We start from the raw sequence: 24,989 nt of genomic DNA on the forward strand, positions 1-24,989 counted from the left end.
CCACCCGCCGGGACGTGGACGAGTTGTTACCGGCGGGTCGCGGACCAGTACCCTGCTAACCATGTGCGGAATCGTGGGGTACGTCGGGCATCGCCCGGCTCTCGATGTCGTGGTGGAGGCACTGCGGCGGATGGAGTACCGGGGCTACGACTCGGCCGGTGTGGCGGTCCTGGACGGTGCGGGCGGCCTGGCCGTCGAGCGCAAGGCGGGCCGGCTGGCCAATCTCGAGGCCGAGCTCGACGAGGTGGGGGTGGAGCACTTCGCCGGCACCACCGGCATGGGGCACACCCGGTGGGCCACGCACGGTCGTCCCACCGACCGCAATGCGCATCCGCACCGGGACGGGTCGGGGAAGGTGGCGGTGGTGCACAACGGCATCATCGAGAACTTCGCGCCGCTGCGGGTGGAGCTCGAGAAGGCCGGGGTGGAGTTCGCCAGCGACACCGACACCGAGGTGGCGGTGCATCTGGTGGCCCGGGCGTATGCGGACGGGCCGACCGCGGGGGACTTCGAGGCCAGTGCGCTGTCGGTGCTGCGCCGGCTCGAGGGGGCCTTCACGCTGGTGTTCACCCATGCCGACCATCCGGACACGATCGTCGCGGCGCGCCGGTCGACGCCGCTGGTCGTCGGGGTCGGCGACGGCGAGACGTTCGTGGCCTCGGACGTGGCCGCGTTCATCGAGCACACCCGGCACGCGGTGGAGCTGGGCCAGGACCAGGTGGTGGTGATCACCGCCGACGGGTATCAGGTGTCCGATTTCGACGGCGGCACCGACGTGGTGACCCGCCCGTTCGAGATCGACTGGGATCTGGCGGCCGCCGAGAAGGGCGGCCACGACTATTTCATGCTCAAGGAGATCGAGGAGCAGCCCGCCGCGGTGGCCGACACGCTGCTCGGGCACTTCGCCGGGGGCCGCATCGTGCTCGACGAGCAGCGGCTGTCGGATCAGGAGCTGCGCGACGTGGACAAGGTGTTCGTCGTCGCGTGTGGCAGCGCCTACCACTCGGGTCTGGTGGCCAAGTACGCGATCGAGCACTGGACGCGGTTGCCGGTGGAGGTCGAGCTCGCCAGCGAGTTCCGGTACCGGGATCCGGTGCTGGACCGGTCGACGCTGGTGGTGGCGATCTCGCAGTCCGGGGAAACCGCCGACACCCTCGAGGCGGTGCGGCACGCGAAGGATCAGAAGGCACGGGTGCTGGCGGTGTGCAACACCAACGGCGCGCAGATCCCCCGGGAGGCCGACGCGGTGCTCTACACCCGGGCCGGCCCGGAGATCGGGGTGGCCTCGACCAAGGCGTTCCTGGCGCAGGTCGCCGCGAACTACCTGGTGGGGTTGGCGCTGGCGCAGGCCCGCGGCACCAAGTACCCGGACGAGGTGGCCCGCGAATACGCCGATCTGGCCGCGATGCCGCACCTGATCGCGCGGGTGCTCGAGACGGTCGAGCCGGTGCGGCGCCTGGCGCGGGAGCTGGCGGCGTCGTCGACGGTGCTGTTCCTGGGCCGGCACGTGGGGTATCCGGTGGCGCTCGAGGGTGCGCTCAAGCTCAAGGAGCTGGCGTACATGCACGCCGAGGGCTTCGCCGCCGGCGAGCTCAAGCACGGTCCGATCGCGCTGATCGAGGACGGGCTGCCGGTGATCGTGGTGATGCCGTCGCCGAAGGGCCGGGCGGTGCTGCACTCGAAGCTGCTGAGCAACATCCGGGAGATCCAGGCCCGCGGTGCCCGCACCGTGGTGATCGCGGAGGAGGGCGACGAGGCGGTGCGGCCGTTCGCCGACCACCTCATCGAGATCCCCGCCGCGCCGACGTTGCTGCAGCCGCTGCTGTCGACCGTGCCGCTGCAGGTCTTCGCCGCCGAGGTCGCCCAGGCGCGCGGCTACGACGTCGACAAGCCACGCAACCTCGCCAAGTCCGTGACGGTGGAATAGCGACCCCGGCGGGAGGCCCGATGCGCAGCTACTACCCGTGCGAGCAGGTGCGGGCGGCGGAGGCGCCGCTGCTCGCCGCCCTGCCCGAGGGCACGCTGATGCGCCGCGCCGCGTTCGGGCTCGCCCGGGTCGCGGCGGCGGAACTGCGCTCGCGCACCGGCGCCGTCGCCGGTCGTCGCGTGACCCTGCTCGTCGGATCGGGCGACAACGGCGGCGACGCCCTGTGGGCGGGCGCGTTCCTGCGCCGCCGCGGGGTCGCGGTCACGGCGCTGCTCCTCGACCCCGAGCGGGCGCACCGGGCGGGACTGGCGGCGCTGCGCGCCGCCGGCGGGCGCGCCGTACCGGCGGATCCGGACCGGATCGGTGACCCGGACCTCGTGCTCGACGGCGTTGTCGGCATCTCCGGCCGGGGCCCGCTGCGCCCGGCCGCGGCCGCGGTGGTCGAGCAGATCACCGCCCCGATCGTGGCCGTGGACACCCCGAGCGGCGTCGACCCGGACACCGGCGCCGTCGACGGGCCGGCCGTGACCGCGGCCGTGACCGTCACATTCGGCGCCTACAAGCCGGTCCACGCCCTCGCGCCCACCCGGTGCGGGCGGGTCGAGCTCGTCGACATCGGTCTCGAGCTGCCGCCGCCGTGCATGGTGGCGGCCGAGCCCGCCGAGATCGGAGCAATCTGGCCGGTCCCGGGCGCCGACGACGACAAGTACAGCCAGGGCGTCGTGGGCATCGTCGCGGGTAGCGCCCGGTTCCCGGGCGCCGGCGTGCTCTGCGCCGGCGCAGCGGTGGCCGCGACGTCCGGCATGGTCCGCTACGCCGGCAGCGCCGCCCCCGTCGTGCTGGCCCGGTTCCCCGAGGTGGTGGCCGCGCCGTCGTTCGCCGAGGCGGGCCGCGTCCAGGCATGGGTGATCGGGCCGGGCGGCGGCACCGATCACCAGGCGGCCGACACGTTGCGCGACGTGCTGGCCACCGATCTTCCCGTCCTCGTCGACGCCGACGGGCTGACGCTGCTGTCGCGGCAGCCGGACCTGGTCCGCGGCCGGCGGGCTCCGACCCTGCTGACACCGCATGCCGGGGAGTTCGCGCGGCTCACCGGACGCCGGCCCGAGCCGGACCGGGTGGCGGCGGTGCGGGCACTGGCCGCCGACTGGCGGGTTCACGTACTGCTCAAGGGCCGGTCGACGCTGATCGCGAACCCGGACGGGCACGTGTTCGTCAACGAGGCGGGCGGGTCGTGGGCGGCCACCGCCGGCGCGGGCGACGTGCTGTCCGGGATGATCGGGGCACTGATGTCCGCGGGGATGGCTCCGGATCTCGCGGCCGCGGCGGGCGCGCGCGCCCACTCCACCGCCGCGGATCTCGCCGCTCGCGGCGGGCACGATCTCGCCGCTCGCGGCGGTCGCGATCTCGCCGCTCGCGGCGGTGAACCCGGTTGGGCCGCCCCCACTTCGGCGAGCGCGATCCTGGATCGGGTGCCCGCGGCGGTGCGGAGCCTGCGGGGCATGGCCGAATCGTGATCCCGACACCTGCCACCGTGCTGCGGGCCACTTCGTCCGCAGTGGCAGGATCGAGATTCATGACCACGGCCGAACCCCGACCCCGCAACCACCTCCACCACGACCTGCCGCAGGCCGAGGCGTTGATCGACCTCGACGCCGTGGCCGAGAACGTGCGGCGGCTGCGGGAGTACGCAGGGGAGGCGGCGGTGATGGCCGTGGTCAAGGCCGACGCGTACAACCACGGTGCCGTCCCGGTGGCCCGGGCCGCGCTCGCCGCCGGCGCGCGGGAGCTGGGGGTGACGACCCTGACCGAGGCGCTCGAGCTGCGCCGCGCGGGGATCGACGCGCCCGTGCTGTCGTGGCTGCACACCGTCGACGCCGACTTCGCCCCCGCCATCGCCGCCGGCGTCGAGCTGGGGGTGTCGTCGACGCGGCATCTCGCGTCGATCGTCGCCGCGGCTCGGGAGACGGGTGTGACCGCGGTGCTCACCGCGAAGATCGACACCGGCCTCAACCGCAACGGCGTGGCACGGGACGAGTGGCCGGCGTTCCTGCGGGATCTGGGCCGGGCCCGGGCGGAGGGGGCGATCCGGCTGCGCGGCGCCTTCTCCCATCTCGCACACGCGGACGAACTCGACCACCCCGAGATCGACTGCCAGCGGGACCGGCTGCGCGAGGCCGTCGCCGACCTGAGCCGCCACGGCATGAAGCCCGAGGTGGTGCACCTGTCGAACTCGGCAGCGACCGTTACCCGCCCCGACCTGCGTTTTGACATGGTCAGACCGGGTATAGCGATGTACGGGTTGTCCCCGATCCCCGAGGTCGGGGACTTCGGGTTCCGGCCCGCGATGACGTTGCGAACGAGGGTGGCGCTGGTGAAGAAGGTGACTGCAGGGTCCGGAGTGTCCTACGGGCATCGCTGGGTGGCGCCCGCCGACACCACCGTGGCCCTGCTGCCGATGGGATACGCCGACGGAATCCGGCGTAATCTCAGCGGCCGGTTCGAGGTGCAGCTCGGCGGACGCCGCCGACCGCAGCTCGGCCGCGTGTGCATGGACCAGGTCGTGGTCGATCTCGGACCGGACGGGGACGGAGTAAAAGAAGGCGATACCGCGTTCTTCTTCGGTGACGGTAGCCATGGCGAGCCCGCCGCGCAGGACTGGGCCGACCTACTGGACACCATCAATTACGAGGTGGTCACCGGCGTGGGCGGGCGCACCGTCCGCACCTACGTCGGTGGCGGAGGAGGCGAGCAGCGATGACGCTGTTGGGCAGTTTGGGGCTGTTGGGTGCGAGCCTGGCCACGCTCGGCTCGAACGCGGGGCTGTACGCGGTGCGCACCGCGGGCCTGCCCGCGCACGAGATCTACGGCGAGGAAGACTTCGACGCGATGCTCGCGCTGCCCAAGCGCACCGTGCGTACCGAGGACGGCGTCGACCTCGCCGTCCGGGAGGTGGGTTCGGCCCTGGCGCCGCTGACGATCGTGTTCGTGCACGGGTACTGCCTGCGCATGCAGTCCTGGCATCTGCAGATGCGCCACCTGCAGGAGCGGTGGGGCAAGGACGTGCGGATGGTCTTCTACGACCAGCGCGGCCACGGGGAATCCGCCGTGTCGACGTCGAAGTCCTGCACCATCGCTCAGCTCGGCCGCGATCTGGGCACCGTCATCGACACCGTCGTCCCCACCGGCCCGGTGGTCGTGGTCGGGCACTCGATGGGCGGGATGACGACCATCGCCCTGGCCGCCCAGCGCCCGGAGTTGTTCGACGAACGCATCGTCGGGGTGGGCCTGCTCGCCACCACCGCCGCCGGGCTGACCAAGACCGGCATCGGCCGTAACCTCGAGAACCCGGTGATCGACGCGTTCCGGCATCTGGCCCGCACCGCGCCGGGGTTCGTGCAGTACGCCCGTGGGGCCGCCAAGGCGATCATCGCGCCGATCCTGCGCGCCGCGTCCTACGGGACGGTGGTCAGCCCGAAGCTGGTGGAGTTCTCCGACCGGATGCTGGCGGAAACCTCGGTGCTGACCATCGTGAACTTCCTGCGCACCCTCGAACTGCACGACGAGTCGGCGGCGTTGCCGGTGCTCGGACAGGTGCCCGTGCTGGTGCTGTGCGGGGACGCCGACATGATCATCCCGTTCTCCGGCTCCGAAGAGCTCGCGGCGGCGTTGCCGGACGTCGAGCTCAAGCGGGTCCGCGGGGCCGGGCACCTGGTCCAGCTCGAGTTCCCCGAGGTCGTCGTCGGTGCGCTGGACCGGCTCATCCAGCGCGGGTTCGCCCACGACGCCGGCAGGAGGCGCGCCGCAATTGGGTGACGATCGCTCCACCGGCACACGCACCGAGCAGTATGCCGAGCTGCCCACGGTCGAGGACACCGAGGCGTTGGGCCGCCGCCTGGCACGCGAACTGCACGCGGGTGATCTCGTCGTCCTGGACGGTCCGCTCGGTGCCGGGAAGACCGCCCTGACCCGCGGAATCGCCGCGGGCCTGGGGGTGCAGGGCCGGGTCACCTCGCCGACCTTCGTCATCGCGCGCGAGCATCGCCCCGGCGATCGCGCCGGTGGCGAACCCGTGGGGATGATCCACGTCGACGCCTACCGCCTCGGGGACGGTCCGAACGCCCTCGACGAACTCGATGCCCTGGACCTCGACACCGACCTGACCGCCGCCGTGGTCGTCGTGGAATGGGGTGAGGGGCTGGTCGAGACACTGACCGAGCGGCACCTGCGGGTGCGGCTGCGCCGCGAACCGGACTCGGACGTGCGCACCGCCACCTGGTCCTGGGTGGGGTGACCGTCGCGCTCGGCGGTACTCTGGATACTCGTGCTCGTTCTCGCCGTGGATACCGCCACCCCCGCTGTCACCGCAGGTCTCGTCCGGGTAGACGACGGCGGTGAACGCGGGGGCGTCGACATCGAGACGTTGGCCGTGCGGGTCACGGACAATCCACGCGCCCACGCCGAGGTGCTGACTCCGCAGATCCTCGACTGCCTGTCGTCCACCGGCCACACGCCGGCCGACCTCGACGCCGTCGTCGTCGGTGTCGGCCCCGGCCCGTTCACGGGCCTGCGTGTCGGTATGGCGACCGCCGCGGCCTTCGGCGACGCCCTCGGCGTGCCGGTGCACGGCGTGTGCAGCCTCGACGCGATCGCGGCCGACGTCCACGGCACGGACGGCGACGGTGATCTGCTCGTCGTCACCGACGCCCGTCGCCGCGAGGTGTACTGGGCGCGGTACTCCGGTGGCCACCGCGTCGAGGGGCCGGGCGTGTGCAAGCCGGCGGAGCTGAAGGCGGAGCCGTCGCTGCGGATCGCCGGGTCCCGCCCGCACACCGACCTGTTCGCGCTGCCCGCACATCCGGTGGCCACACCGTCTCCGGCGGGCCTGGTCGCCGTCGCCGTCGCGGACCTGCTCGCCGGGGTGGAGCCCGAGCCCCTGGTGCCCCTCTACCTGCGCCGGCCCGATGCGGTGGAGACGGCGGACCGGAAGAAGAAATGAGCCCCCACGACCCGCTTCCCCTCGTCGACGCGCTGCAGCCGTCCGACGTCGCACGGTGCGCCGAGCTGGAACGGATCCTGTTCCCCGGCGACGACCCGTGGAGCGCCGGCGCCTTCCGCGCCGAGCTGGCGGCGCCGCAGAACCACTACGTCGCCGCCCGCGACGACGAAGGCCGGCTGATCGGCTACGCCGGTCTCGCCCGTCTCGGCACCGGAATCCATCCGGAGTCCGAGGTCCACACCATCGGTGTGGACCCGCAGCAGCGGCGCCGCGGCGTCGGTGGCGCGCTGCTCGCCGAGCTGTTGCGGGCGGCCGACGCCTGGGGCGGCCCCGTGTTCCTGGAGGTGCGCACCGACAACGACGCGGCGATCGCGCTGTACCGCCGGGAGGGTTTCGAGATCGTCGGGACCAGAAAGCGGTACTACCAGCCGAGCGGCGCCGACGCGTACACCATGTGCCGGCCGGACCGGCGGAAGGAGTCACAGTCGTGATCGTGATGGGCATCGAGAGCTCGTGCGACGAGACGGGCGTCGGCATCGTCCGGTGGGTCGGCGACGGCACCCTCGAACTGCTCGCCGACGAGGTGGCCTCCAGCGTCGACGAACACGCCCGGTTCGGCGGCGTCGTCCCGGAGATCGCGTCCCGCGCACACCTCGAGGCGATCGTCCCGACCATGCGACGGGCGCTCGCCGCGGCCGGGATCGCCAAGCCCGACGCCGTGTGCGTGACGATCGGTCCCGGCCTCGCCGGTGCGCTGCTCGTCGGTGTCGCCGCAGCCAAGGCCTACGCGGCGGCGTGGGACGTGCCGTTCTACGCGATCAACCACCTCGGCGGGCACGTCGCGGTGGACACGATCGAGCACGGGCCGATGCCGCCGTGCGTGGCGCTGCTGGTCTCCGGCGGGCACACGCACCTGCTACACGTCGAGGACCTCGGCCGCACGCCGATCGTCGAGCTCGGCACCACGGTCGACGACGCGGCCGGGGAGGCCTTCGACAAGGTGGCGCGTTTGCTCGGGCTGGGTTTTCCGGGCGGTCCGGCGCTGGACCGGGCCGCGCAGGACGGCGACCGCACCGCGGTGGTGTTCCCGCGGGGGATGACGGGGCCGCGCGACGCCCGGCACGACTTCTCCTTCTCCGGGCTCAAGACGGCCGTCGCGCGGTTCGTCGAGGCGCGCGAGCGCGCCGGCGAGCCCGTCCCGCTCGCGGACGTGGCGGCCGGTTTCCAGGAGTCGGTGGCCGACGTGCTGACGATGAAGGCGGTGCGGGCCGCGCAGGATGTGGGCGTGGACACCCTGGTCCTCGGGGGTGGGGCCACCGCCAATTCCCGCTTGCGGGAACTCGCCGAGGAGCGCTGCGCCGCCGCGGGGATCACGCTGCGGGTGCCGCGGCCGCGGTTGTGCACCGACAACGGGGTGATGATCGCGGCGCTGGGGGCGCACCTGATCGCCGGAGGTGCGCAGCCGTCCGCGCTCACCGTCGGGACCGACCCCGGGCTGCCGGTCGAGATCGCCCAGGTGCCGGCCTGACCGTCCGCTGCGGGGGATCGGCCGGTGCGGCTCAGCCGACCGGCGACGGTTCGATGCGCAACGGGGACGAACTCGTCGTTCCCTCCGCCGGGGCGGCGGTCGAGGAGGTGTCGGTCGTCGTCTCGGCGGGTGCGGACTCGGTCGTCGGCGCGGACGTCGTCGGGCTCGGTGTCGTGCTCTCGGGCGGTGTCGTACCGGGCGGTGTCGGCAGCGGGACGGTCGGCAACGAAACGCTCGGCAGGGTTCCCGGGAACTGCCACGGCCGGTCGGTGCCCGGGGCCTCCGGGGGCGACTCGGGCCGGTCGGTGGTGGTCGACTCCGGCGTGCTGGGCGGCGTGGTCGTCGCCGAGGTGCTCGTCGGGGGTAGCGACCCGGTGGGGTAGGGGTCCGGCGCGGGCGTGCGTGCGTAACCGTTGTCCGGAGCCGTCGTGGTGACGGTGGCGTGAGGATCCTCGGAGGGGATCTGCGTGTGTCCGGTGTCGGGAACCGCCGCCGCAGGCTGGGTGGTGGCCTGGTCGCTGGTGCCGGCGGGGGAGACGGGCGTGTCGTCGGACGCGATCCGGTCGGTCGCGTAGCCGGCGACGAGCGCACCGACGACCAGCGCCCCGGCGAGTGCGCCGGATACCTTGCCCCCGGGGGTGCTCGGCGTCGGCGCCGAGGCGCCCACCGGCGGATACGACGCGAGGCGTGACGACGCGGCGAGCAGCGCGGCACCGTGGGCCGCTGCCGTGGCCGGTTCCGGCACCGTCACGGCGGTCCCCGCGAACGCGGAGGTCACGGCTCCGGCGAGAGCCGGCATGGCCGCGGCGCCGCCGACGAGGGCGAGCATCTGCGGCCGCGGCTCGGTGCCGCCGCAGATCCGTCGCGTGAACGCCGCGGCGGTGTCGGCGAGATCGGCCACCATCTCGTCGAGTTCGGCGCGGGTCAGGGGCACCGCGGGGCCGGCGTCACCGAGTTCGACCCTGGTGGCCGACGCGGAGCCGAGGGCCTCGAGGGCGCCCTGGCAGCGCACCGTCAACAGGGCGGTGTCGATCGGAATGCGGCCGCGGGTGCGGCCGATCTGGCGGCGCACGTGGTCGTAGACGCGGCCACGGACGGCGTCGCCCCCGACGTCCCCGGTCCGGGCCGAGCGCAGCACCGATCCGGACCGTCGGTCGAAAACGGAGACGGTGAATCCCGATGCCCCGAGGTCGGCGACGGCGAGGGTGTCGGCGGTGTCGACGAGGCCGGTGCCGTGCAGGTAGGCGAAGACGGCGGTCGTCTCCGGAACCAGGTGGACGATGTGGCCGTCGCGCACCGCCGCGGAGCGGATCGCCTCCGCGTGCTCGGGCGTGCGGTAGGCCACCGCCACGGCGTCGGGGACGGCGTGGCCGTCGATCTGGGTGCTCATGAGGGAGAGGGCATCGATGACGAGGTCGCCCAGATCCCCGGCTGCGTCGGGATCGGCGGCGAGAAATCGGTACTCGGTGGTGCGATCCCCGGACCCCTCGACGACGAGGGCTGAGCCCACTCCGGAAGCGCCGGTGGAAATCCCCAGCGACGTGCGCATAGTTCCCCTCCCGTGCGTGACCGGCGGACAGTGACGCGGACGAGGCCGCAATGTCACCGAATGGTCACGCGTTCGGTCTCCGTTATCCGAACGTAACAGACGGGTGGCCGCGAGCGCTCGTCGAAAACCGGCGATCCCCGTCCGTCCGGCCGCGCCGCAGGCCCGGCTACCCCGCCCGTGGACAGGCCGCCGGACGTCGGTGGCGGAGGCGGGCCGAGTCCGGCAGCTCCGCTGTTGTGCCAGCTCGGAGGCGTTCTTCCGGCTCGCAGGGCGAGCACAGTGGCGGGGGAGTGGGCTGTGAGGGGACCGCTGCCCGGCGGGGTGGCCGACCGGGCATCTCCCGGATACGAATGGTCACGATTCGGTCTCCTCGGTTGCGGACGGGCCCGGCTCATGGGCGGACGGGGGCCGGCCTCCGGCCGTCGTTGCCGGGCGGGCGCGGTCGACCGGAGGGCCGCCCGGGGCCGAGGGGCCTTCGATGGCAGCATGGGGCGCCCGGGGCGACACGGGGACATTCAGCACCCGCTGCCCTTGAGCGCTGGCACTCGCGTGTATAGAGTGCTAGTCGACGCCGAGCGAGTTCCGGCACCCGCGACGACGGGACTGCGCGCGGAGTCACCGTGGTGACTGAACAAACCCTGTCCGAGGACGACAAGAGGCCTCGGACCATCGAACCCCTGAAAGTGGAGGGCTCATCGTGGCGAGCGTGAACATCAAGCCGCTCGAGGACAAGATCCTCGTCCAGGCCAACGAGGCCGAGACGACGACTGCCTCCGGCCTGGTCATCCCGGACACGGCGAAGGAGAAGCCCCAGGAGGGCACCGTCGTCGCCGTCGGCCCCGGCCGCTGGGACGACGAGGGTGAGAAGCGCATCCCCCTCGATGTCAAGGAAGGCGACGTCGTCATCTACAGCAAGTACGGCGGAACCGAGATCAAGTACGCCGGCCAGGAGTACCTGATCCTGTCGGCTCGCGACGTGCTGGCCGTCGTCGCCAAGTAAGCCGCACGCATTCCGCCCCGGAGTTCCGTCTCGGACCCGGGGCGGAATCCGTTCCGGATCCTTCGTTCCAGGAGTAGTCGGAGAACATGTCCAAGCAAATCGAGTTCAACGAGACCGCGCGGCGGGCACTCGAGCGTGGCGTCGATCAGCTCGCCGACGCCGTCAAGGTCACCCTCGGCCCGCGTGGGCGGCACGTGGTGCTCGCCAAGGCGTTCGGCGGTCCGACCGTCACCAACGACGGTGTCAGCATCGCCCGGGAGATCGAGCTGGAGGACCCGTTCGAGAACCTCGGCGCCCAGCTGGTCAAGAGCGTTGCCACCAAGACCAACGATGTCGCCGGTGACGGCACCACCACCGCCACGGTGCTCGCTCAGGCCATCATCAAGGCCGGCCTGAAGAACGTCGCGGCCGGCGCCAACCCCATCGCGCTCGGCAGCGGCATCGCCCAGGCCGCCGAGAAGGTGTCGGAGGCGCTCCTCGCCGCCGCCACCCCGGTCGAGGGCAAGGAAGCCATCGCCCAGGTCGCCACCGTCTCCTCGCGCGACGAGGAGATCGGCACCATGGTCGGCGAGGCCCTGAGCACCGTCGGCAAGGACGGCGTCGTCACCGTCGAGGAGTCCTCGACGCTGCAGACCGAGCTTGTCGTCACCGAGGGCGTCCAGTTCGACAAGGGTTTCCTCTCGCCGTACTTCATCACCGACATCGACGCACAGCAGGCGGTGCTCGAGGATGCCGTCATCCTGATCTACCGCGACAAGATCGGCTCCCTGCCCGACTTCCTGCCGCTGCTCGAGAAGATCGCCGAGAACGGCAAGCCGGTCCTGATCATCGCCGAGGACGTCGAGGGCGAGGTGCTGTCCACCCTGGTGGTCAACTCCATCCGCAAGACCCTCAAGGCCGTCGCGGTCAAGGCGCCGTTCTTCGGTGACCGCCGCAAGGCGTTCCTCGACGATCTCGCCGTCGTCACCGCCGGCACCGTCATCAACGCCGACATCGGGTTGACCCTGAAGGATGCCGGTCTCGACCTGCTCGGTTCGGCCCGACGCGTGGTGGTCACCAAGGACAGCACCACCATCGTGGACGGTGCCGGCACGCAGGAGGACATCCAGAACCGCGTCGCGCAGCTGCGCCGCGAGATCGAGGCCACCGATTCCGACTGGGATCGCGAGAAGCTCGAGGAGCGGCTCGCCAAGCTCTCCGGCGGCATCGCGGTGATCAAGGTCGGCGCTGCCACCGAGACCGACCTCAAGGAGCGCAAGTTCCGTGTCGAGGACGCCGTCAACGCGGCCAAGGCAGCGGTCGAGGAGGGCATCGTGCCCGGCGGCGGTTCGGCGCTGGTGCAGGCCGCCCGTGAGCTGGACGCGCTCGAGAACTCGCTCTCGGGCGACGAGGCCACCGGTGTCGCCGTGCTGCGCGCGGCCCTCACGGCCCCGCTGTACTGGATCGCCAGCAACGCCGGCCTCGACGGGGCGGTCGTGGTGAACAAGGTCGGCGAGGCTCCGGCCGGATCCGGCTTCAACGCGGCCACCCTCACCTACGGCGACCTGATCGCCGACGGTGTCGTGGACCCGGTGAAGGTGACCCGGTCCGCGGTCGTCAACGCCTCCTCGGTGGCACGGATGGTGCTGACCACCGAGAGCGCGGTCGTCGAGAAGCCGGAGGAGGAGGCCGAGGCCGGTCACGGCCACGGCCACGCGCACTAGGGATCCGAACGCCCGGGCCGGCCGCGCGTAACGGTGGCCCGGGTGGCACGAAGCCCCGCACGGAACTTCCCGTGCGGGGCTTCGTCGTCCCGGGGGTCGCGGCCGGTCAGACCGCGACCCTCCGTCGTCGGTGCCGCGCGTACATCTCCCGCTCCGTCTCGGACATGCCGCCCCAGATGCCGTACGGCTCGGACACGGCCAGAGCGTGTTCCCGGCACTGCACGATCACCGGGCACTGCCGGCACATCTCCTTGGCCCGGCTCTCGCGCTGCGCCCTGGCCCGGCCACGCTCCCCGTCCGGGTGGAAGAACATCGAGGAGTCCACCCCACGGCACAGTCCGTGCATCTGCCAATCCCAGACGTCCGCGTTGGGTCCGGGCAAGTGGTTCGGTGCAGGCATGGGGCACTCCTTTGCAGCGTGCTCGCCTGGGGCGAGCGGACCGTGGGCGGAAGGTCTTTCCCCCCAAAGCAATTATTCAGGCTTCGTAACCGTAAAGGGGCCGCCGAAATGGAGTCAACAGTTTCGCGGAGTGGCAATTTCCATATCCCGATCCGCGAGAATTAACCACCGAAATATTTACATCGGGGTCGATTCGTGATTGTGTCTTGATGTTGTGCGCCTCGACCGCTCGAGGCTCCGTCCGGTGCCCGGAACAGCCCGGATCAGGGACTATATGCCCTGCAGTCGGCGCGGAAGGGCACCCGTCCGGGCCTCGGGGGCAAGAATGCCGGGGTCGGCGGGCCCGGCGTGCGCGGGTTTGCGTACAGGCGCCATGTCCGCAATTAACAGGCCGTAAACCCAATGTTCAACCGGATGCAGCACAAGTGTCGTGCGGAGTAATTCATGCGCCCCCGGTGCATATTTCCCGGAATGCGGACCACCTCCGCGTCGGGAGGGGGAGATGCGGTGCGATCATGAGCGCGTGCCCGACATCGCCCTTCCGTCCGACGCGTCCGCACTCGCCTCGGCGGCATTCGGCGCCCGGCCCGGCCTGTTCCCCCTGCCCCTCACCGGCGATCCCGTCGCGTCGTGGCACCGGGCCGTCGCGCTGGGCGGGCAGGGCCGCTACAGCGCGGCCCGGGCGGAACTGACCCGGCTCCGCCGCGCCACGGGCCCCGGCGGAGCGCTCGCGTCCCTCGCGACGAGCACCGAGGCGTCGCTGTTGCGTCAGCTCGGCCGGCATCGTGAGGCATCCGTCCTCGACGGCCGGGCGGTCGCGGCGCTCGCCGGCGCGCCGGCGGACTGCCCGTGGGCCGTCGAGGCTCACTGCGACGCCCTCACGGGCCTGGCGGCGGACGCGCTCGGGTGCGGCCGGCTCCGGCTCGCCGCCCGGCTGCTGGACCGCTGCGCCGCACGTCTCGACGAAGCGGGGGGCGTCCACCCCGAGGCGTTCCGGCGCCAGCGCGTGCGCCTGCACTGGGTCACCGCCGAGACCGCGCTCGCCTCCGGGGACTTCGCCACCGCCCGCCGTCATTCCGCTGCCGCAGCGGCAGGTGCCGAGCGCAGCGGTTCGGTCCGGCACCTGATCAAGTCCGACCTGTTGCAGGCCGCCTCGTGGACCGGCGAGTCCGATCCGACCCCCGCCCGCGACCTGTGCCTGGACGTGCTCGATCGCAGCACCGCGCACGGTCTGGTCCCGCTCCGCTGGGCTGCTTCGATGCTGTGGGACGGACTGGGGGGCGGTGATGCGGCCCGGCGCGTGCGCGACGAGTCGGCCGCCCTCATCGTCCGGCGCGGCGGGAGATTCGCAACGATCCGGGCCTAGAAGTCATCCGTGCGTCCGTTCCGTCCGGTCGTGTCGTTAGTCTGGGGGTGTTCCACTGCGAGTGGAAGCACACCCGGCCGGGGGGTCGTGTCACTTTGTAACGCCAGGACTTGCGCAATCGATGACTGTCATGGGTGAGGAGTTGGACTCCGCTGTCGCTGCGGCTGCGCAGGGGGATCGGACGGCTCTCGCTCAGGTTCTGAGGACCATCCGGCCCTTGGTCGTCCGGTACTGCCGGGCGCGGGTCGGATCCGCGGAGCGTGGCCAGCTCTCCGCGGACGACGTAGCGCAGGAGGTGTGCCTGGCCGTGATGACGGCGTTGCCGCGGTATCAGGACCAGGGACGCCCCTTCATGGCATTCGTGTACGGGATCGCGGCACACAAGGTCGCCGACGCGCACCGCAGCGCCGCCCGCAACCGGGCGGACCCGGTCGCGGAGGTACCCGAGTCGATGTCGCTGGACGACAGTCCGGAGGAGCAGGCACTCAACTCGGAGACGAGCCGGCAGATGAAGAAGCTGCTGGGCACGCTTCCGGAGAAGCAGCGGGAGATCTTGATCCTGCGGCTCGTGATGGGCCTGTCCGCGGAAGAAACGGCAGCAGCGGTGGGAAGTACGGCAGGGGCCATTCGAGTGGCGCAGCACCGTGCCATCGCCCGACTGAAGAAGGAAGTGACGAGAGCAGGTGAGAGAAATGGGTAGGAAGCACGGCGCGGATGACGATTTCTTCGCCGATCTCGCCGACGACGGCACCCCCGTGGACATTGCGGCAGTGCGCCGTGACGATGCCCTCATCGACGCGATCTCCGGGGACGGACCGGTGCCCACCGAGACGACCGAGGAATACGAGCTGGCCACGCTCCTCGCGGGCTGGCGTGCCGAGATCCTCGCCGACCCTCTTCCTTCCGAACCGGACCTGGACGAGATCGTCGCCGCGGTCAACCGAGAGATCGGTGCCCGCGACGCGCTCGCCGAGCGCCGGTCCCGCTCCCGCACCCAGCTTCGCCTGATCCGTCCCATCGCCGGTGCCGCCGCCCTGATCGCCATCGCCGTGGGCGGCGCGACCGCCGTCTCCTACCAGGCCGAACCCGGCGACCCGCTGTGGAGCGTCAAGCAGGTCGTCTTCAGCGAGCAGGCAGAGTCGACGGTCGCCCGGATCGACACCGCCTCGACACTGCAGGAGGCCGAGCAGCGGCTCGCCGTCGGCGACACCGAAGGCGCCCAGGAACTGCTCCAGTCGGCACAGGAGCGTTCCGGGTCGGTCACCGACGCCGGCCAGCGGGACCAGCTGGGCGACTGGATGCAGCGGCTCACCACCGAGCTGAGCCAGCTCCTTCCGCCGCCGCCCCCGCCCGTGCTGCCCATCCCCCCGGCCCAGTCGGCGCCGGTGGTTCCCGCGCCGGTGCCGACCACTGCGACCACCCCGTCGACGGTGGATCCCACGATCGCCGGCACGACGCCCGGGACGGGAACCGTGCCGCCGACGTCCACCGAGGAGCCCAGCGTCGATCTCCTGCCGCCGCCGACGTCGTCGCAGCCGGTGCCCACCCAGGAACCGCTGCCGGTCACGACAGAGCCGACAACCGGACCGACGAGCGCTCCGGTGACGACGGAGCCGACCACCGTGCCGACGGCCTCGCCGACGACGACCGCGTCGGCCTCGGCGCCGGCGCCGTCGAGTTCACTCGAACAGCAGTCGATCAGCCAGACGATCACCGTCGTTCCCCCGCCTTCCACGGTCGTTCCCCCGCCCTCCACCGTCGTTCCCCCGCCTTCGCCGTAGGCACGACGGGAAGGGCCCGCCAGGACATTCGTCCCGGCGGGCCCTTCCCGTCGTGCGGAGGCTTCTTCTAGGAGTCGAGGCCGTATGGGTCGACCGGCAGCGCCTCGTTCATCGAGGCGTCCGCGTAGCCGCGGCAGTAGTCCCACGTCACGTAGGCGTCGGGGGAGGGATCGTAGGCCGGCTCGTGCGGCCGGACCGTACCGTCGACGAGCAGCTGCAGCAGGTTCGCCCGCAGCATGTCCCAGTCGTGGTAGTGGTCCTGGTGGCAGTCCTCGCAGCACACCACCAGACCGCGGATGCCGCGCGGCGACAGCAGCGCTTCGTAGACCGCGAGGTCGGCGAGATCCTCCTCGACGGCCAGCCGTTCGGCAGGGTCGAGTGGCTGACCCGGCTCGATCGCGTCCAGTGCGGCGGACGGATCGTCGGGATCTCCAGCGAATGGGTCCGGTGGCAGACCGGGAGGCAACTGATCACGCACGACTCCACGGTACGCAGTCCGACGGGGTCTGCGCCAGCCGTCACACCGTGGACTTCCCGCGGGGCTTCGTGTACGCGGGCGGATCCACGCGTGCGGATGCGCGTGTGTGCCTGTTCCGGTAAACCGATACGATAGTCCACGAGCAGGGCATCGTTGCTCGGAGCGTCCGGGGAATGTGCGCACCGCTCACGCCATTGTCTTTCACGACATTGTGTTCCGTAATCACCGTTGCCGGGCCGGGGCCCACCCGCCCGCACCGTATCGACGCGTCATGGAGGGTCCGAACCGCATGAGTAGTACCGGAGGGCACGTGCATACCGGCGGTGACGACCCCAACAAGGTCGCCATGCTGGGTCTGACCTTCGACGACGTGCTGCTGCTTCCGGCCGCGTCGGACGTGATCCCGAGCCAGGTGGACACGTCGAGCCAGCTGACCCGGGACATCCGCCTCCGCGTTCCGCTGGTCAGTTCCGCGATGGACACCGTCACCGAGTCGCGCATGGCCATCGCCATGGCCCGCGTCGGCGGCATGGGCGTCCTGCACCGCAATCTCTCCGCCGAGGCGCAGGCCGCGCAGGTCGAGACCGTCAAGAGGTCCGAGGCCGGCATGGTCACCGATCCGGTCACCTGCAAGCCGACCGCCACGCTCGCCGAGGTCGACGCCATGTGCGCGCGCTTCCGCATCTCGGGGCTGCCCGTCACCGACGACGACGGCCAGCTCGTCGGCATCATCACCAACCGGGACATGCGCTTCGAGGTCGACCAGAACCGCCCGGTCTCGGAGGTCATGACCAAGGCGCCGCTGGTGACCGCGCAGGAGGGGGTCACCGCCGAGGCCGCCCTCGGGCTGCTGCGCCGCCACAAGATCGAGAAGCTGCCGATCGTCGACGGACAGGGCCGCCTGACCGGCCTGATCACCGTCAAGGACTTCGTCAAGACCGAGCAGCACCCCAACGCCACTAAGGACCGTGACGGTCGCCTGCTCGTCGGCGCCGCGGTCGGCGTGGGCGACGACGCGTGGACCCGTGGCATGACCTTGGCCGACGCCGGGGTGGACGTGCTCGTGGTCGACAGCGCCCACGGTCACTCGGCGGGTGTGCTCGGCATGATCGCCAAGCTCAAGGCCGAGGTCGGCGACCGAGTCCAGATCATCGGCGGCAACGTCGCGACCCGGGCGGGCGCCGCGGCGCTCATCGAGGCCGGCGTGGACGCCGTGAAGGTGGGCGTCGGACCCGGCTCCATCTGCACCACCCGCGTCATCGCGGGTGTCGGCGCCCCGCAGATCACCGCCATCCTCGAGGCCGTCGCGGTCGCCAAGCCCGCGGGCGTCCCGGTCATCGCCGACGGCGGCCTGCAGTTCTCCGGCGACGTCGCCAAGGCTCTCGCCGCCGGCGCCTCCACGGCCATGCTCGGCTCCCTGCTGGCCGGCACCGCCGAGTCGCCCGGCGAGTTGATCCTCGTCAACGGCAAGCAGTTCAAGAGCTACCGCGGGATGGGTTCGCTCGGCGCGATGCAGAGCCGGGGCGCGGCCAAGTCGTACTCGAAGGACCGCTACTTCCAGGACGACGTGCTCTCCGAGGACAAGCTGGTGCCCGAGGGCATCGAGGGCCGCGTGCCGTTCCGCGGTCCGCTGCAGCAGGTGACGCACCAGCTGATCGGTGGTCTGCGCGCCGCGATGGGCTACGCCGGTGCCGCCAGCATCGAACAGCTGCAGGAGGCACAGTTCGTGCAGATCACGGCGGCGGGTCTCAAGGAGAGCCACCCGCACGACATCACGATCACGGCCGAAGCACCGAACTACGTGGTTCGCTAGAGCACCGAGTCCGCGATCGGGCCCCCGCCGGAGTGTCCGGCGGGGGCATCTACCTGAGAAGAAAGGGACGCGCGTGCGCGACCTGGTTGAAATCGGCATGGGGCGGACCGCCCGACGCACCTACGAGCTGGACGACATCAACATCGTGCCGTCCCGCCGGACGCGCTCCTCGAAGGAGGTGTCGACGGCCTGGCAGCTCGACGCGTACCGATTCGACATCCCGCTGCTCGCCCATCCCACCGACGCGCTGGTCTCGCCGTCCTTCGCGGTGCAGCTGGGCAGGGCCGGCGGTCTCGGCGTCATCAACGGTGAGGGCCTGTGGGGCCGGCACGCCGACGTCGACGCCGAGATCGAGAGGCTCGTCGGCATCGCCGAGTCCGACGCGGACCCGGCTGCGGCGATCGCCCACCTGCAGAAGCTCCACGCGGCCCCGCTGCAGCCCGACCTGCTGGCCGCCGCCGTCGCGCAGGTGCGCGACGCGGGCGTGACCGCGGCCGTGCGGGTCAGCCCGCAGAACGCGCGGGCGCTGACCCCGCACCTGGTGAAGGCGGGCATCGACCTGTTGGTCATCCACGGGACCATCATCTCCGCGGAGCACGTCGCCCACGGCGAGAGCGAGCCGCTGAACCTCAAGACGTTCATTTCCGAGCTGGACGTGCCCGTCGTCGCGGGCGGTGTGAGCGACCACCGCACCGCGCTGCACCTGATGCGCACGGGCGCGGCGGGCGTCATCGTCGGCTACGGCTCGACGGCCGGGGCCACCACCACGAGCGAGGTGCTGGGCATCGGCGTGCCCATGGCGACCGCGATCGCCGATGCCGCCGCCGCCCGTCGCGACTACCTGGACGAAACCGGTGGCCGGTACGTGCACGTCATCGCTGACGGCGACATCGAGACCTCGGGCGATCTGGCCAAGGCCATCGCCTGCGGTGCCGACGCCGCCGTGCTCGGGGCCCCGCTCGCGGTCTCGGCCGAGGCGCCGGGCCGCGGCTGGTACTGGCCGTCGGCGAGTGCGCACCCGTCCGTGCCGCGGGGCGCGCTGCTGCAGGTCGCCTACGACGAGCGCCCGGGCCTGGACCGGGTGCTCGCCGGTCCGTCCGACGACCCGTTCGGCTCGCTAAACCTGGTCGGCGGCCTGCGTCGCGCGATGGCGAAGTCGGGCTACTCGGATCTCAAGGAGTTCCAGAAGGTGGGCCTGACCGTCCGCGCGTAGCCGTCCCCCTCTTCCGCTGTGGCCGAATGTCACATCACGTCGATCGGATCGAAGCGATGTGACATTCGGCCACAGCCGTTTTCGGCGCCCACCTGCGGTTTCTAGAACTCGAGGTTACAGTTAGGGCACCCTTGTGGCAGTGGTCACAGCGAGTCTGTGCATACTGGTGAGTAACAACCAGCGTCATGGAGGTGTTTCGGTGGGTGAGCAGCGCGCGACGGACTACGACGTCCTCATCGTCGGATCGGGGTTCGGCGGAAGTGTGACGGCCCTGCGGCTCGTGGAGAAGGGGTACAAGGTCGGCATTCTCGAGGCCGGCCGGCGCTTCGCCGACGCGGACTTCGCCAAGACCAGCTGGGATCTCAAGCGCTTCCTGTGGGCGCCCAAGCTGGGGTGCTTCGGCATCCAGCGGATCCATCTGCTGCACGACGTCCTCATTCTCGCCGGCGCCGGCGTCGGCGGCGGATCCCTCAACTACGCCAACACCCTCTACAAGCCGCCTGCCCCGTTCTTCCAGGACAGCCAGTGGGCGCACATCACCGACTGGAACGACGAGCTCAGCCCGTTCTACGACCAGGCCCGTCGCATGCTCGGCGTGGTGCAGAACCCCCACATGACCCCCGCCGACGAGATCGTCAAGTCCGTCGCCGAGGACATGGGCGTCGGGGACACCTTCATCCAGACCCCGGTGGGCGTGTTCTTCGGTGAGCCCGGCCGCACCGTCGCCGACCCGTACTTCGGTGGTGTCGGCCCCGACCGCACGGGCTGCATCGAATGCGGCGAGTGCATGACCGGTTGCCGGCACGGTGCCAAGAACACGCTGCTGAAGAACTACCTCGGGCTCGCCGAGCGCGCCGGCGCCGAGATCGTCCCCCTCACCACGGTCACCGGCCTGCGCCGGGCCGCCGACGGCACATGGGACGTCGACACCGAGCGCACCGGCGCATGGAAGCGGAAGAACCGTCGCACCTACACCGCCGGGCACGTGGTGCTGGCCGCCGGCACCTGGGGCACCCAGCACCTGCTGCACCACCTCAAGGACACCGGCGGCCTGCCGCAGCTGTCCGACCGGCTCGGGCACCTGACCCGCACCAACTCCGAATCGATCGTCGGTGCCGGCAAGATGCGCGTCGATCCGGAACTCGACCTCACCCGCGGGGTGGCGATCACCTCGTCGTTCCATCCCACCGCGGACACCCACATCGAACCCGTCCGCTACGGCAAGGGCTCCAACGCGATGGGTCTGCTGCAGACCCTGATGACCGACGGCGGCGGCCGTGTCCCGCGGTGGCTGAAGTTCCTCGGCCAGGCCGCGCGGAACCCGGTCCAGATGGGGAGGATGCTCAGCGTCAAGGACTGGAGCGAGCGCACCATCATCGCCCTGGTCATGCAGAACCTGGACAACTCGATCGTCACCTACACCAAGAAGGGCCTGCTCGGCCGCCGTAAGGTCACCAGCCGGCAGGGCCACGGGCACCCCAACCCGACGTGGATTCCCGTCGGCAACGAGGCCACCCGCCGCATCGCCGAGAAGATCGACGGCGTCCCCGGCGGCACCTGGGGGGAGATCTTCAACATCCCGCTCACCGCGCACTTCCTCGGCGGCTGCGTGATCGGGACCGACCCCGAGCACGGCGTCATCGACCCGTACCACCGCGTGTACGGATATCCGACGCTGAGCGTCGTCGACGGAGCCGCGGTCTCGGCGAATCTCGGGGTCAACCCGTCGCTGACGATCGCCGCGCAGGCCGAGCGCGCGGCGGCGCTGTGGCCGAACAAGGGGGAGCAGGACCTGCGCCCCGCCCAGGGCGAGGGCTACCGCCGGCTGGACCCGATCGCCCCGAAGAAGCCGGTGGTGCCCGCGGGCGCTCCGGGCGCGTTGTCGCTGCCGATCGTCGAGGTCCGCAGCGGCTCCACCTCCGGCGTCGCCTGACCCGAACCGCCGTTCGTTGGGCGAGGACCGGGCCTCTAGACTGTTCGGGTGTCGCAAACCCAGCAGTCCAGGCCGGTCCTCGTCGTCGACTTCGGAGCCCAGTACGCGCAGCTGATCGCCCGCCGCGTCCGCGAAGCGAAGGTCTACTCCGAGGTCGTGCCGCACACCACGACGGTGGAGGAGATCGCGGCCCGTGAGCCGCTCGCCGTGGTGCTCTCCGGCGGCCCCTCCAGCGTCTACGCCGACGGGGCGCCGCAACTCGACCCGAAGCTGTTCGATCTGGACGTCCCGGTGTTCGGCATCTGCTACGGCTTCCAGGCCATGGCCCAGGCGCTCGGCGGCACCGTCGCGCACACCGGCAACCGCGAGTACGGGCGCACCGAGATGTCCGTCACCGGCGGTGTCCTGCACGACGGCCTGCCCGCGACGCAGCCGGTGTGGATGAGCCACGGCGACGGGGTCACCGCCGCGCCGGCCGGCTTCGAAGTGACCGCCAGCAGCGCCGGCGCCCCCGTCGCCGCGTTCGAGGACCGCGCGCGCCGTCTCGCCGGCGTCCAGTACCACCCCGAGGTGCTGCATTCCCCGCACGGCCAGCAGGTGCTCAGCCGGTTCCTGCACGACATCGCCGGAATCCCCGCCGCCTGGACGGCCGCGAACATCGCCGAGGCCCTGATCGAGCAGATCCGCGAGCAGGTCGGTGACGGCCGTGCCATCTGCGGCCTGTCCGGCGGGGTGGATTCCGCCGTGGCCGCGGCCCTGGTGCAGCGCGCCATCGGCGACCGCCTGACCTGCGTGTTCGTCGACCACGGCCTGATGCGTGAGGGCGAGCGGCAGCAGGTCGAGAAGGACTTCGTCGCCGCGACGGGGGCCCGGCTCGTCACGGTGGACGCCGCCGAGACCTTCCTGCGGGAATTGGCCGGCGTGACGGATCCGGAGACCAAGCGCAAGATCATCGGCCGCGAGTTCATCCGCAGCTTCGAGGGCGCCGTGTCGGAGGTGCTCGGCGAGAACGCCGCCCACGGCGAGACCGTCGAGTTCCTGGTCCAGGGCACCCTGTACCCGGACGTCGTCGAGTCCGGCGGCGGCACCGGCACCGCCAACATCAAGAGCCACCACAACGTCGGTGGTCTCCCCGAGGATCTGCAGTTCGCGCTGGTCGAGCCGCTGCGCCTGCTGTTCAAGGACGAGGTGCGGGCGGTGGGCCGCGAACTCGGCCTGCCCGAGGAGATCGTCGGCCGCCAGCCCTTCCCCGGACCGGGCCTGGGCATCCGCATCATCGGTGAGGTCACAGGCGAACGCCTCGCGATCCTGCGCCGCGCCGACTCCATCGCCCGCGAGGAACTCACGGCGGCCGGCCTCGACGGACAGATCTGGCAGTGCCCGGTGGTGCTGCTCGCCGACGTGCGCAGCGTGGGCGTGCAGGGCGACGGCCGCACCTACGGCCACCCGATCGTGCTGCGCCCGGTCTCCAGCGAGGACGCGATGACCGCGGACTGGACCCGGCTGCCGTACGAGACCCTCGAGCGGATCTCCACCCGCATCACCAACGAGGTCCCCGACGTCAACCGCGTCGTCCTCGACGTCACGAGCAAGCCGCCGGGCACCATCGAGTGGGAGTGAGACGCGGCTGCGCCCTTCGGATCCGATCCGAAGGGCGCAGTGCGTTCCGGGGTGTCAGCGCTTCTTCTTGCCCGGCGCGAACACCAGGGCCGCGCCGACGACGACGGCGAGCGCGACGAGCAGCCAGCGGAATTCGACGTTCGCGAGCGGCTCGAGGGAGAACGGCCCGATCAGCGCCCACCCGCTGACCGCCAGCGCCGCGATCGCGGACAGCAGCATCAGGATCGACGGGCCCCGCCGGCGGGTGCCGGTCGTGGGGTCGGTGGGGTCGGTGTCGAAGTCAGCCACGGCGCACCTCCGAGTTGCCGAATGCGGTGTCGAGGTTCAGGGTCAGGACCGGTCCGCCGACGCCGTCGTCGCCGCCGTCGAGGCCTTGCATCATGCACGAGTTCGAGGCCCGCTCGGTGCAGACGACGTCGACGTCGAGGTTCTTCGGCAGCATGATCTCGGTGGCACCGAAGCGGGTCTCGACGGTGACGGTCTCGTCCTCGGTGAGTTCGAGCCCGCGCAGGTCCAGTTGCAGGGCACCCATCTGCACCGAGTACGCCGGCTGCAGTTCCGCGGCGGTGCGGGGCGAGTACAGCTGTTCCCCCCACGACGAGGTGTCGATCGGCCCGACGAGCGAGGCCAGCACCACGAACCCGAGCAGCGGGCCCGTCACCACCAGCAGTCCGTAGCCGCGGTGCAGGAACGCCCCGAACAGCAGGCCGAGTCCGATCACCGCGAGCGCGATCGCGCCGATCCGCGCCGGTGTGAGCCAGGCGACCTCACCCGCGGAGGCCACCGCGCCGGCGGCCGCCGCGGCGAGCACCGCCAGGCCCAGCACCGTCGTGGTGAGCCGTGAGCGGGGCTGTTTCGCCGGCACGACCGACGGCGCGGGCGCCGGCTCGGGCAGGTCCCAGGCGAACGGTGCGACGCCGAGCGGATCCCAGGACGGCGGCGTCGGGCGCTGCAGCAACGGATCCTGCGGGGGCTCCGGGTTCGCCTCGGGGGACTCCGCGCCGGCGGCCCGGGGCGAGTCCGGTTCCGGCTTCGTCCAGAAGTTCGGATCCGCCGGCGCGGGCCCGGTGGCGGCGGTGTGCTGCGCGAAGGGCGCCTGCTGGTACTGGCTCTGCTGGAACGGGGCCTGGAAGGGGTTCTGTGGGAACAGCTGCGGCGCCCCGGGCAGCGCCGGGGGTTCGGGCCGGCGCTGGTACAGCAGCCACAGGCCGCCGAGCATCAGCACCATGCTCACGAACCCGGAACCGCCGACCCCGGGGCCCATCGGGCCGAAGGCGCTGGCCGCGACCGCCAGCACCACCAGGAGCACCACGGCCTTGGTGCTCGATTCGGAGCTGTGCCCCCGGCCGACGAGGGACTCGGCGGGGGAGACCTGATCGCCGTAGCGCGGCAGCAGCAGCCAGCACGCCAGATACAGCACCAGGCCGGCGCCGCCGAAGAACGTGGACACCACGAACGCCACGCGGATCAGCACCGGATCCACGTCGTACCGCACGCCGATGCCCGCGCACACCCCGGCGACATGGCCCTGCCGTGGCAGCCGGACCGGACGGGTGCGCCACATGTCCGAGAGCTGCTCGGGGAAGCTTCGCGTGTTCATGCTGCACATCCTTCTCGACCGCCGCCCCGCCGCACATCAGGGACCGACCCTGAATTCTGCCGCTGCGCGCGGCCGCCGG

The 24,989-nt window shown here is 71.5% G+C and carries 22 protein-coding genes; 17 read left to right on the forward strand and 5 right to left on the reverse strand.

The genetic code is table 11. The annotated features are described in order from the left end of the window. Positions 1-61: 61 nt before the first annotated feature. The 8 genes from glmS to tsaD are packed head-to-tail and all read left to right on the forward strand — an operon-like array spanning position 62 to position 8,454. On the forward strand, positions 62-1,927 hold the full coding sequence (glmS, locus tag OCS65_RS10740) for a glutamine--fructose-6-phosphate transaminase (isomerizing) (protein ID WP_029544805.1): 1,866 nt from the start codon (positions 62-64) through the stop codon (positions 1,925-1,927). A gap of 20 nt (positions 1,928-1,947) precedes the next feature. Next, a complete protein-coding gene (locus tag OCS65_RS10745; RefSeq protein WP_006934938.1) occupies positions 1,948-3,444 on the forward strand; it encodes an NAD(P)H-hydrate dehydratase in 1,497 nt (498 codons plus the stop codon). 59 nt (positions 3,445-3,503) lie between these two features. Next, a complete protein-coding gene (gene alr / locus OCS65_RS10750; protein WP_029544801.1) occupies positions 3,504-4,688 on the forward strand; it encodes an alanine racemase in 1,185 nt (394 codons plus the stop codon). Then, positions 4,685-5,743, forward strand: coding sequence for an alpha/beta fold hydrolase (locus OCS65_RS10755; RefSeq protein ID WP_029544798.1), 1,059 nt, complete (start codon positions 4,685-4,687; stop codon positions 5,741-5,743). The genes alr and OCS65_RS10755 overlap by 4 nt, the downstream gene beginning before the upstream one ends. After that, positions 5,736-6,221 (forward strand): tRNA (adenosine(37)-N6)-threonylcarbamoyltransferase complex ATPase subunit type 1 TsaE, encoded by a 486-nt coding sequence (gene tsaE, locus OCS65_RS10760; RefSeq protein WP_006940019.1) that lies wholly within the window; start codon positions 5,736-5,738, stop codon positions 6,219-6,221. Before OCS65_RS10755 ends, tsaE begins: the two co-directional genes overlap by 8 nt. Before the next feature lie 30 nt (positions 6,222-6,251). Further along, positions 6,252-6,926, forward strand: coding sequence for a tRNA (adenosine(37)-N6)-threonylcarbamoyltransferase complex dimerization subunit type 1 TsaB (tsaB, locus tag OCS65_RS10765; protein ID WP_029544796.1), 675 nt, complete (start codon positions 6,252-6,254; stop codon positions 6,924-6,926). Further along, a complete protein-coding gene (gene rimI / locus OCS65_RS10770) occupies positions 6,923-7,417 on the forward strand; it encodes a ribosomal protein S18-alanine N-acetyltransferase (protein WP_006940023.1) in 495 nt (164 codons plus the stop codon). Before tsaB ends, rimI begins: the two co-directional genes overlap by 4 nt. Further along, a complete protein-coding gene (gene tsaD, locus OCS65_RS10775) occupies positions 7,414-8,454 on the forward strand; it encodes a tRNA (adenosine(37)-N6)-threonylcarbamoyltransferase complex transferase subunit TsaD (RefSeq protein ID WP_006940025.1) in 1,041 nt (346 codons plus the stop codon). The genes rimI and tsaD overlap by 4 nt, the downstream gene beginning before the upstream one ends. Before the next feature lie 31 nt (positions 8,455-8,485). Here the strand turns inward: tsaD and OCS65_RS10780 are convergent, their stop codons facing one another. Continuing rightward, on the reverse strand, positions 8,486-10,003 hold the full coding sequence (locus OCS65_RS10780; RefSeq protein WP_029544794.1) for an Hsp70 family protein: 1,518 nt from the start codon (positions 10,001-10,003) through the stop codon (positions 8,486-8,488). 697 nt (positions 10,004-10,700) lie between these two features. On the opposite strand from OCS65_RS10780, the gene groES reads away from it, so the two are divergent. Both groES and groL read left to right on the forward strand, forming a co-directional pair. Beyond that, entirely contained in the window at positions 10,701-11,003 is a 303-nt protein-coding gene (gene groES / locus OCS65_RS10785; protein ID WP_003938034.1) for a co-chaperone GroES, read from the forward strand. Between the two features lie 86 nt (positions 11,004-11,089). Next, positions 11,090-12,706 carry a chaperonin GroEL gene (gene groL, locus OCS65_RS10790; RefSeq protein ID WP_006940029.1) on the forward strand — a complete coding sequence of 539 codons (1,617 nt, stop codon included), beginning with the start codon at positions 11,090-11,092 and terminating at the stop codon, positions 12,704-12,706. Positions 12,707-12,812: 106 nt separating this feature from the next. Here the strand turns inward: groL and OCS65_RS10795 are convergent, their stop codons facing one another. Continuing rightward, on the reverse strand, positions 12,813-13,106 hold the full coding sequence (locus OCS65_RS10795; protein WP_029544792.1) for a WhiB family transcriptional regulator: 294 nt from the start codon (positions 13,104-13,106) through the stop codon (positions 12,813-12,815). A 523-nt stretch (positions 13,107-13,629) separates the two neighbouring features. Between OCS65_RS10795 and OCS65_RS10800 the strand changes: the two genes are divergently transcribed. The 3 genes from OCS65_RS10800 to OCS65_RS10810 all read left to right on the forward strand — a co-directional run bounded on the left by OCS65_RS10800 (position 13,630) and on the right by OCS65_RS10810 (position 16,253). Further along, a complete protein-coding gene (locus OCS65_RS10800; protein WP_006940032.1) occupies positions 13,630-14,472 on the forward strand; it encodes a hypothetical protein in 843 nt (280 codons plus the stop codon). A gap of 121 nt (positions 14,473-14,593) precedes the next feature. Next, positions 14,594-15,172, forward strand: coding sequence for a sigma-70 family RNA polymerase sigma factor (locus tag OCS65_RS10805; protein ID WP_029544787.1), 579 nt, complete (start codon positions 14,594-14,596; stop codon positions 15,170-15,172). After that, complete coding sequence (locus tag OCS65_RS10810; RefSeq protein ID WP_043802547.1) at positions 15,165-16,253, forward strand: anti-sigma-D factor RsdA; 1,089 nt, start codon at positions 15,165-15,167, stop codon at positions 16,251-16,253. The genes OCS65_RS10805 and OCS65_RS10810 overlap by 8 nt, the downstream gene beginning before the upstream one ends. A 67-nt stretch (positions 16,254-16,320) precedes the next feature. On the opposite strand, the gene OCS65_RS10815 is transcribed toward OCS65_RS10810, so the two are convergent. Continuing rightward, positions 16,321-16,731: a DUF5319 domain-containing protein gene (locus OCS65_RS10815; RefSeq protein WP_006934975.1), complete on the reverse strand. Its 411-nt coding sequence runs from the start codon at positions 16,729-16,731 to the stop codon at positions 16,321-16,323. Positions 16,732-17,020: 289 nt separating this feature from the next. On the opposite strand from OCS65_RS10815, the gene guaB reads away from it, so the two are divergent. The 4 genes from guaB to guaA all read left to right on the forward strand — a co-directional run bounded on the left by guaB (position 17,021) and on the right by guaA (position 23,310). After that, positions 17,021-18,544, forward strand: coding sequence for an IMP dehydrogenase (gene guaB, locus OCS65_RS10820; RefSeq protein ID WP_029544783.1), 1,524 nt, complete (start codon positions 17,021-17,023; stop codon positions 18,542-18,544). 73 nt (positions 18,545-18,617) lie between these two features. Continuing rightward, positions 18,618-19,757 carry a GuaB3 family IMP dehydrogenase-related protein gene (locus OCS65_RS10825; RefSeq protein WP_050035516.1) on the forward strand — a complete coding sequence of 380 codons (1,140 nt, stop codon included), beginning with the start codon at positions 18,618-18,620 and terminating at the stop codon, positions 19,755-19,757. A 199-nt stretch (positions 19,758-19,956) separates the two neighbouring features. Further along, positions 19,957-21,690: an FAD-dependent oxidoreductase gene (locus OCS65_RS10830; RefSeq protein WP_029544781.1), complete on the forward strand. Its 1,734-nt coding sequence runs from the start codon at positions 19,957-19,959 to the stop codon at positions 21,688-21,690. Positions 21,691-21,738: 48 nt separating this feature from the next. After that, the gene (gene guaA, locus OCS65_RS10835; protein ID WP_006934964.1) at positions 21,739-23,310 is read left to right on the forward strand and encodes a glutamine-hydrolyzing GMP synthase; all 1,572 of its coding nucleotides are present in this window, start codon (positions 21,739-21,741) and stop codon (positions 23,308-23,310) included. A gap of 54 nt (positions 23,311-23,364) precedes the next feature. Here the strand turns inward: guaA and OCS65_RS10840 are convergent, their stop codons facing one another. Beyond that, complete coding sequence (locus tag OCS65_RS10840; RefSeq protein ID WP_006934962.1) at positions 23,365-23,598, reverse strand: hypothetical protein; 234 nt, start codon at positions 23,596-23,598, stop codon at positions 23,365-23,367. Beyond that, the gene (locus OCS65_RS10845) at positions 23,591-24,910 is read right to left on the reverse strand and encodes a PspC domain-containing protein (RefSeq protein ID WP_263510152.1); all 1,320 of its coding nucleotides are present in this window, start codon (positions 24,908-24,910) and stop codon (positions 23,591-23,593) included. The genes OCS65_RS10840 and OCS65_RS10845 overlap by 8 nt, the downstream gene beginning before the upstream one ends. Positions 24,911-24,989: the final 79 nt, after the last annotated feature.

This window comes from Rhodococcus aetherivorans, from assembly GCF_025722975.1.
GTDB lineage: Bacteria > Actinomycetota > Actinomycetes > Mycobacteriales > Mycobacteriaceae > Rhodococcus > Rhodococcus aetherivorans.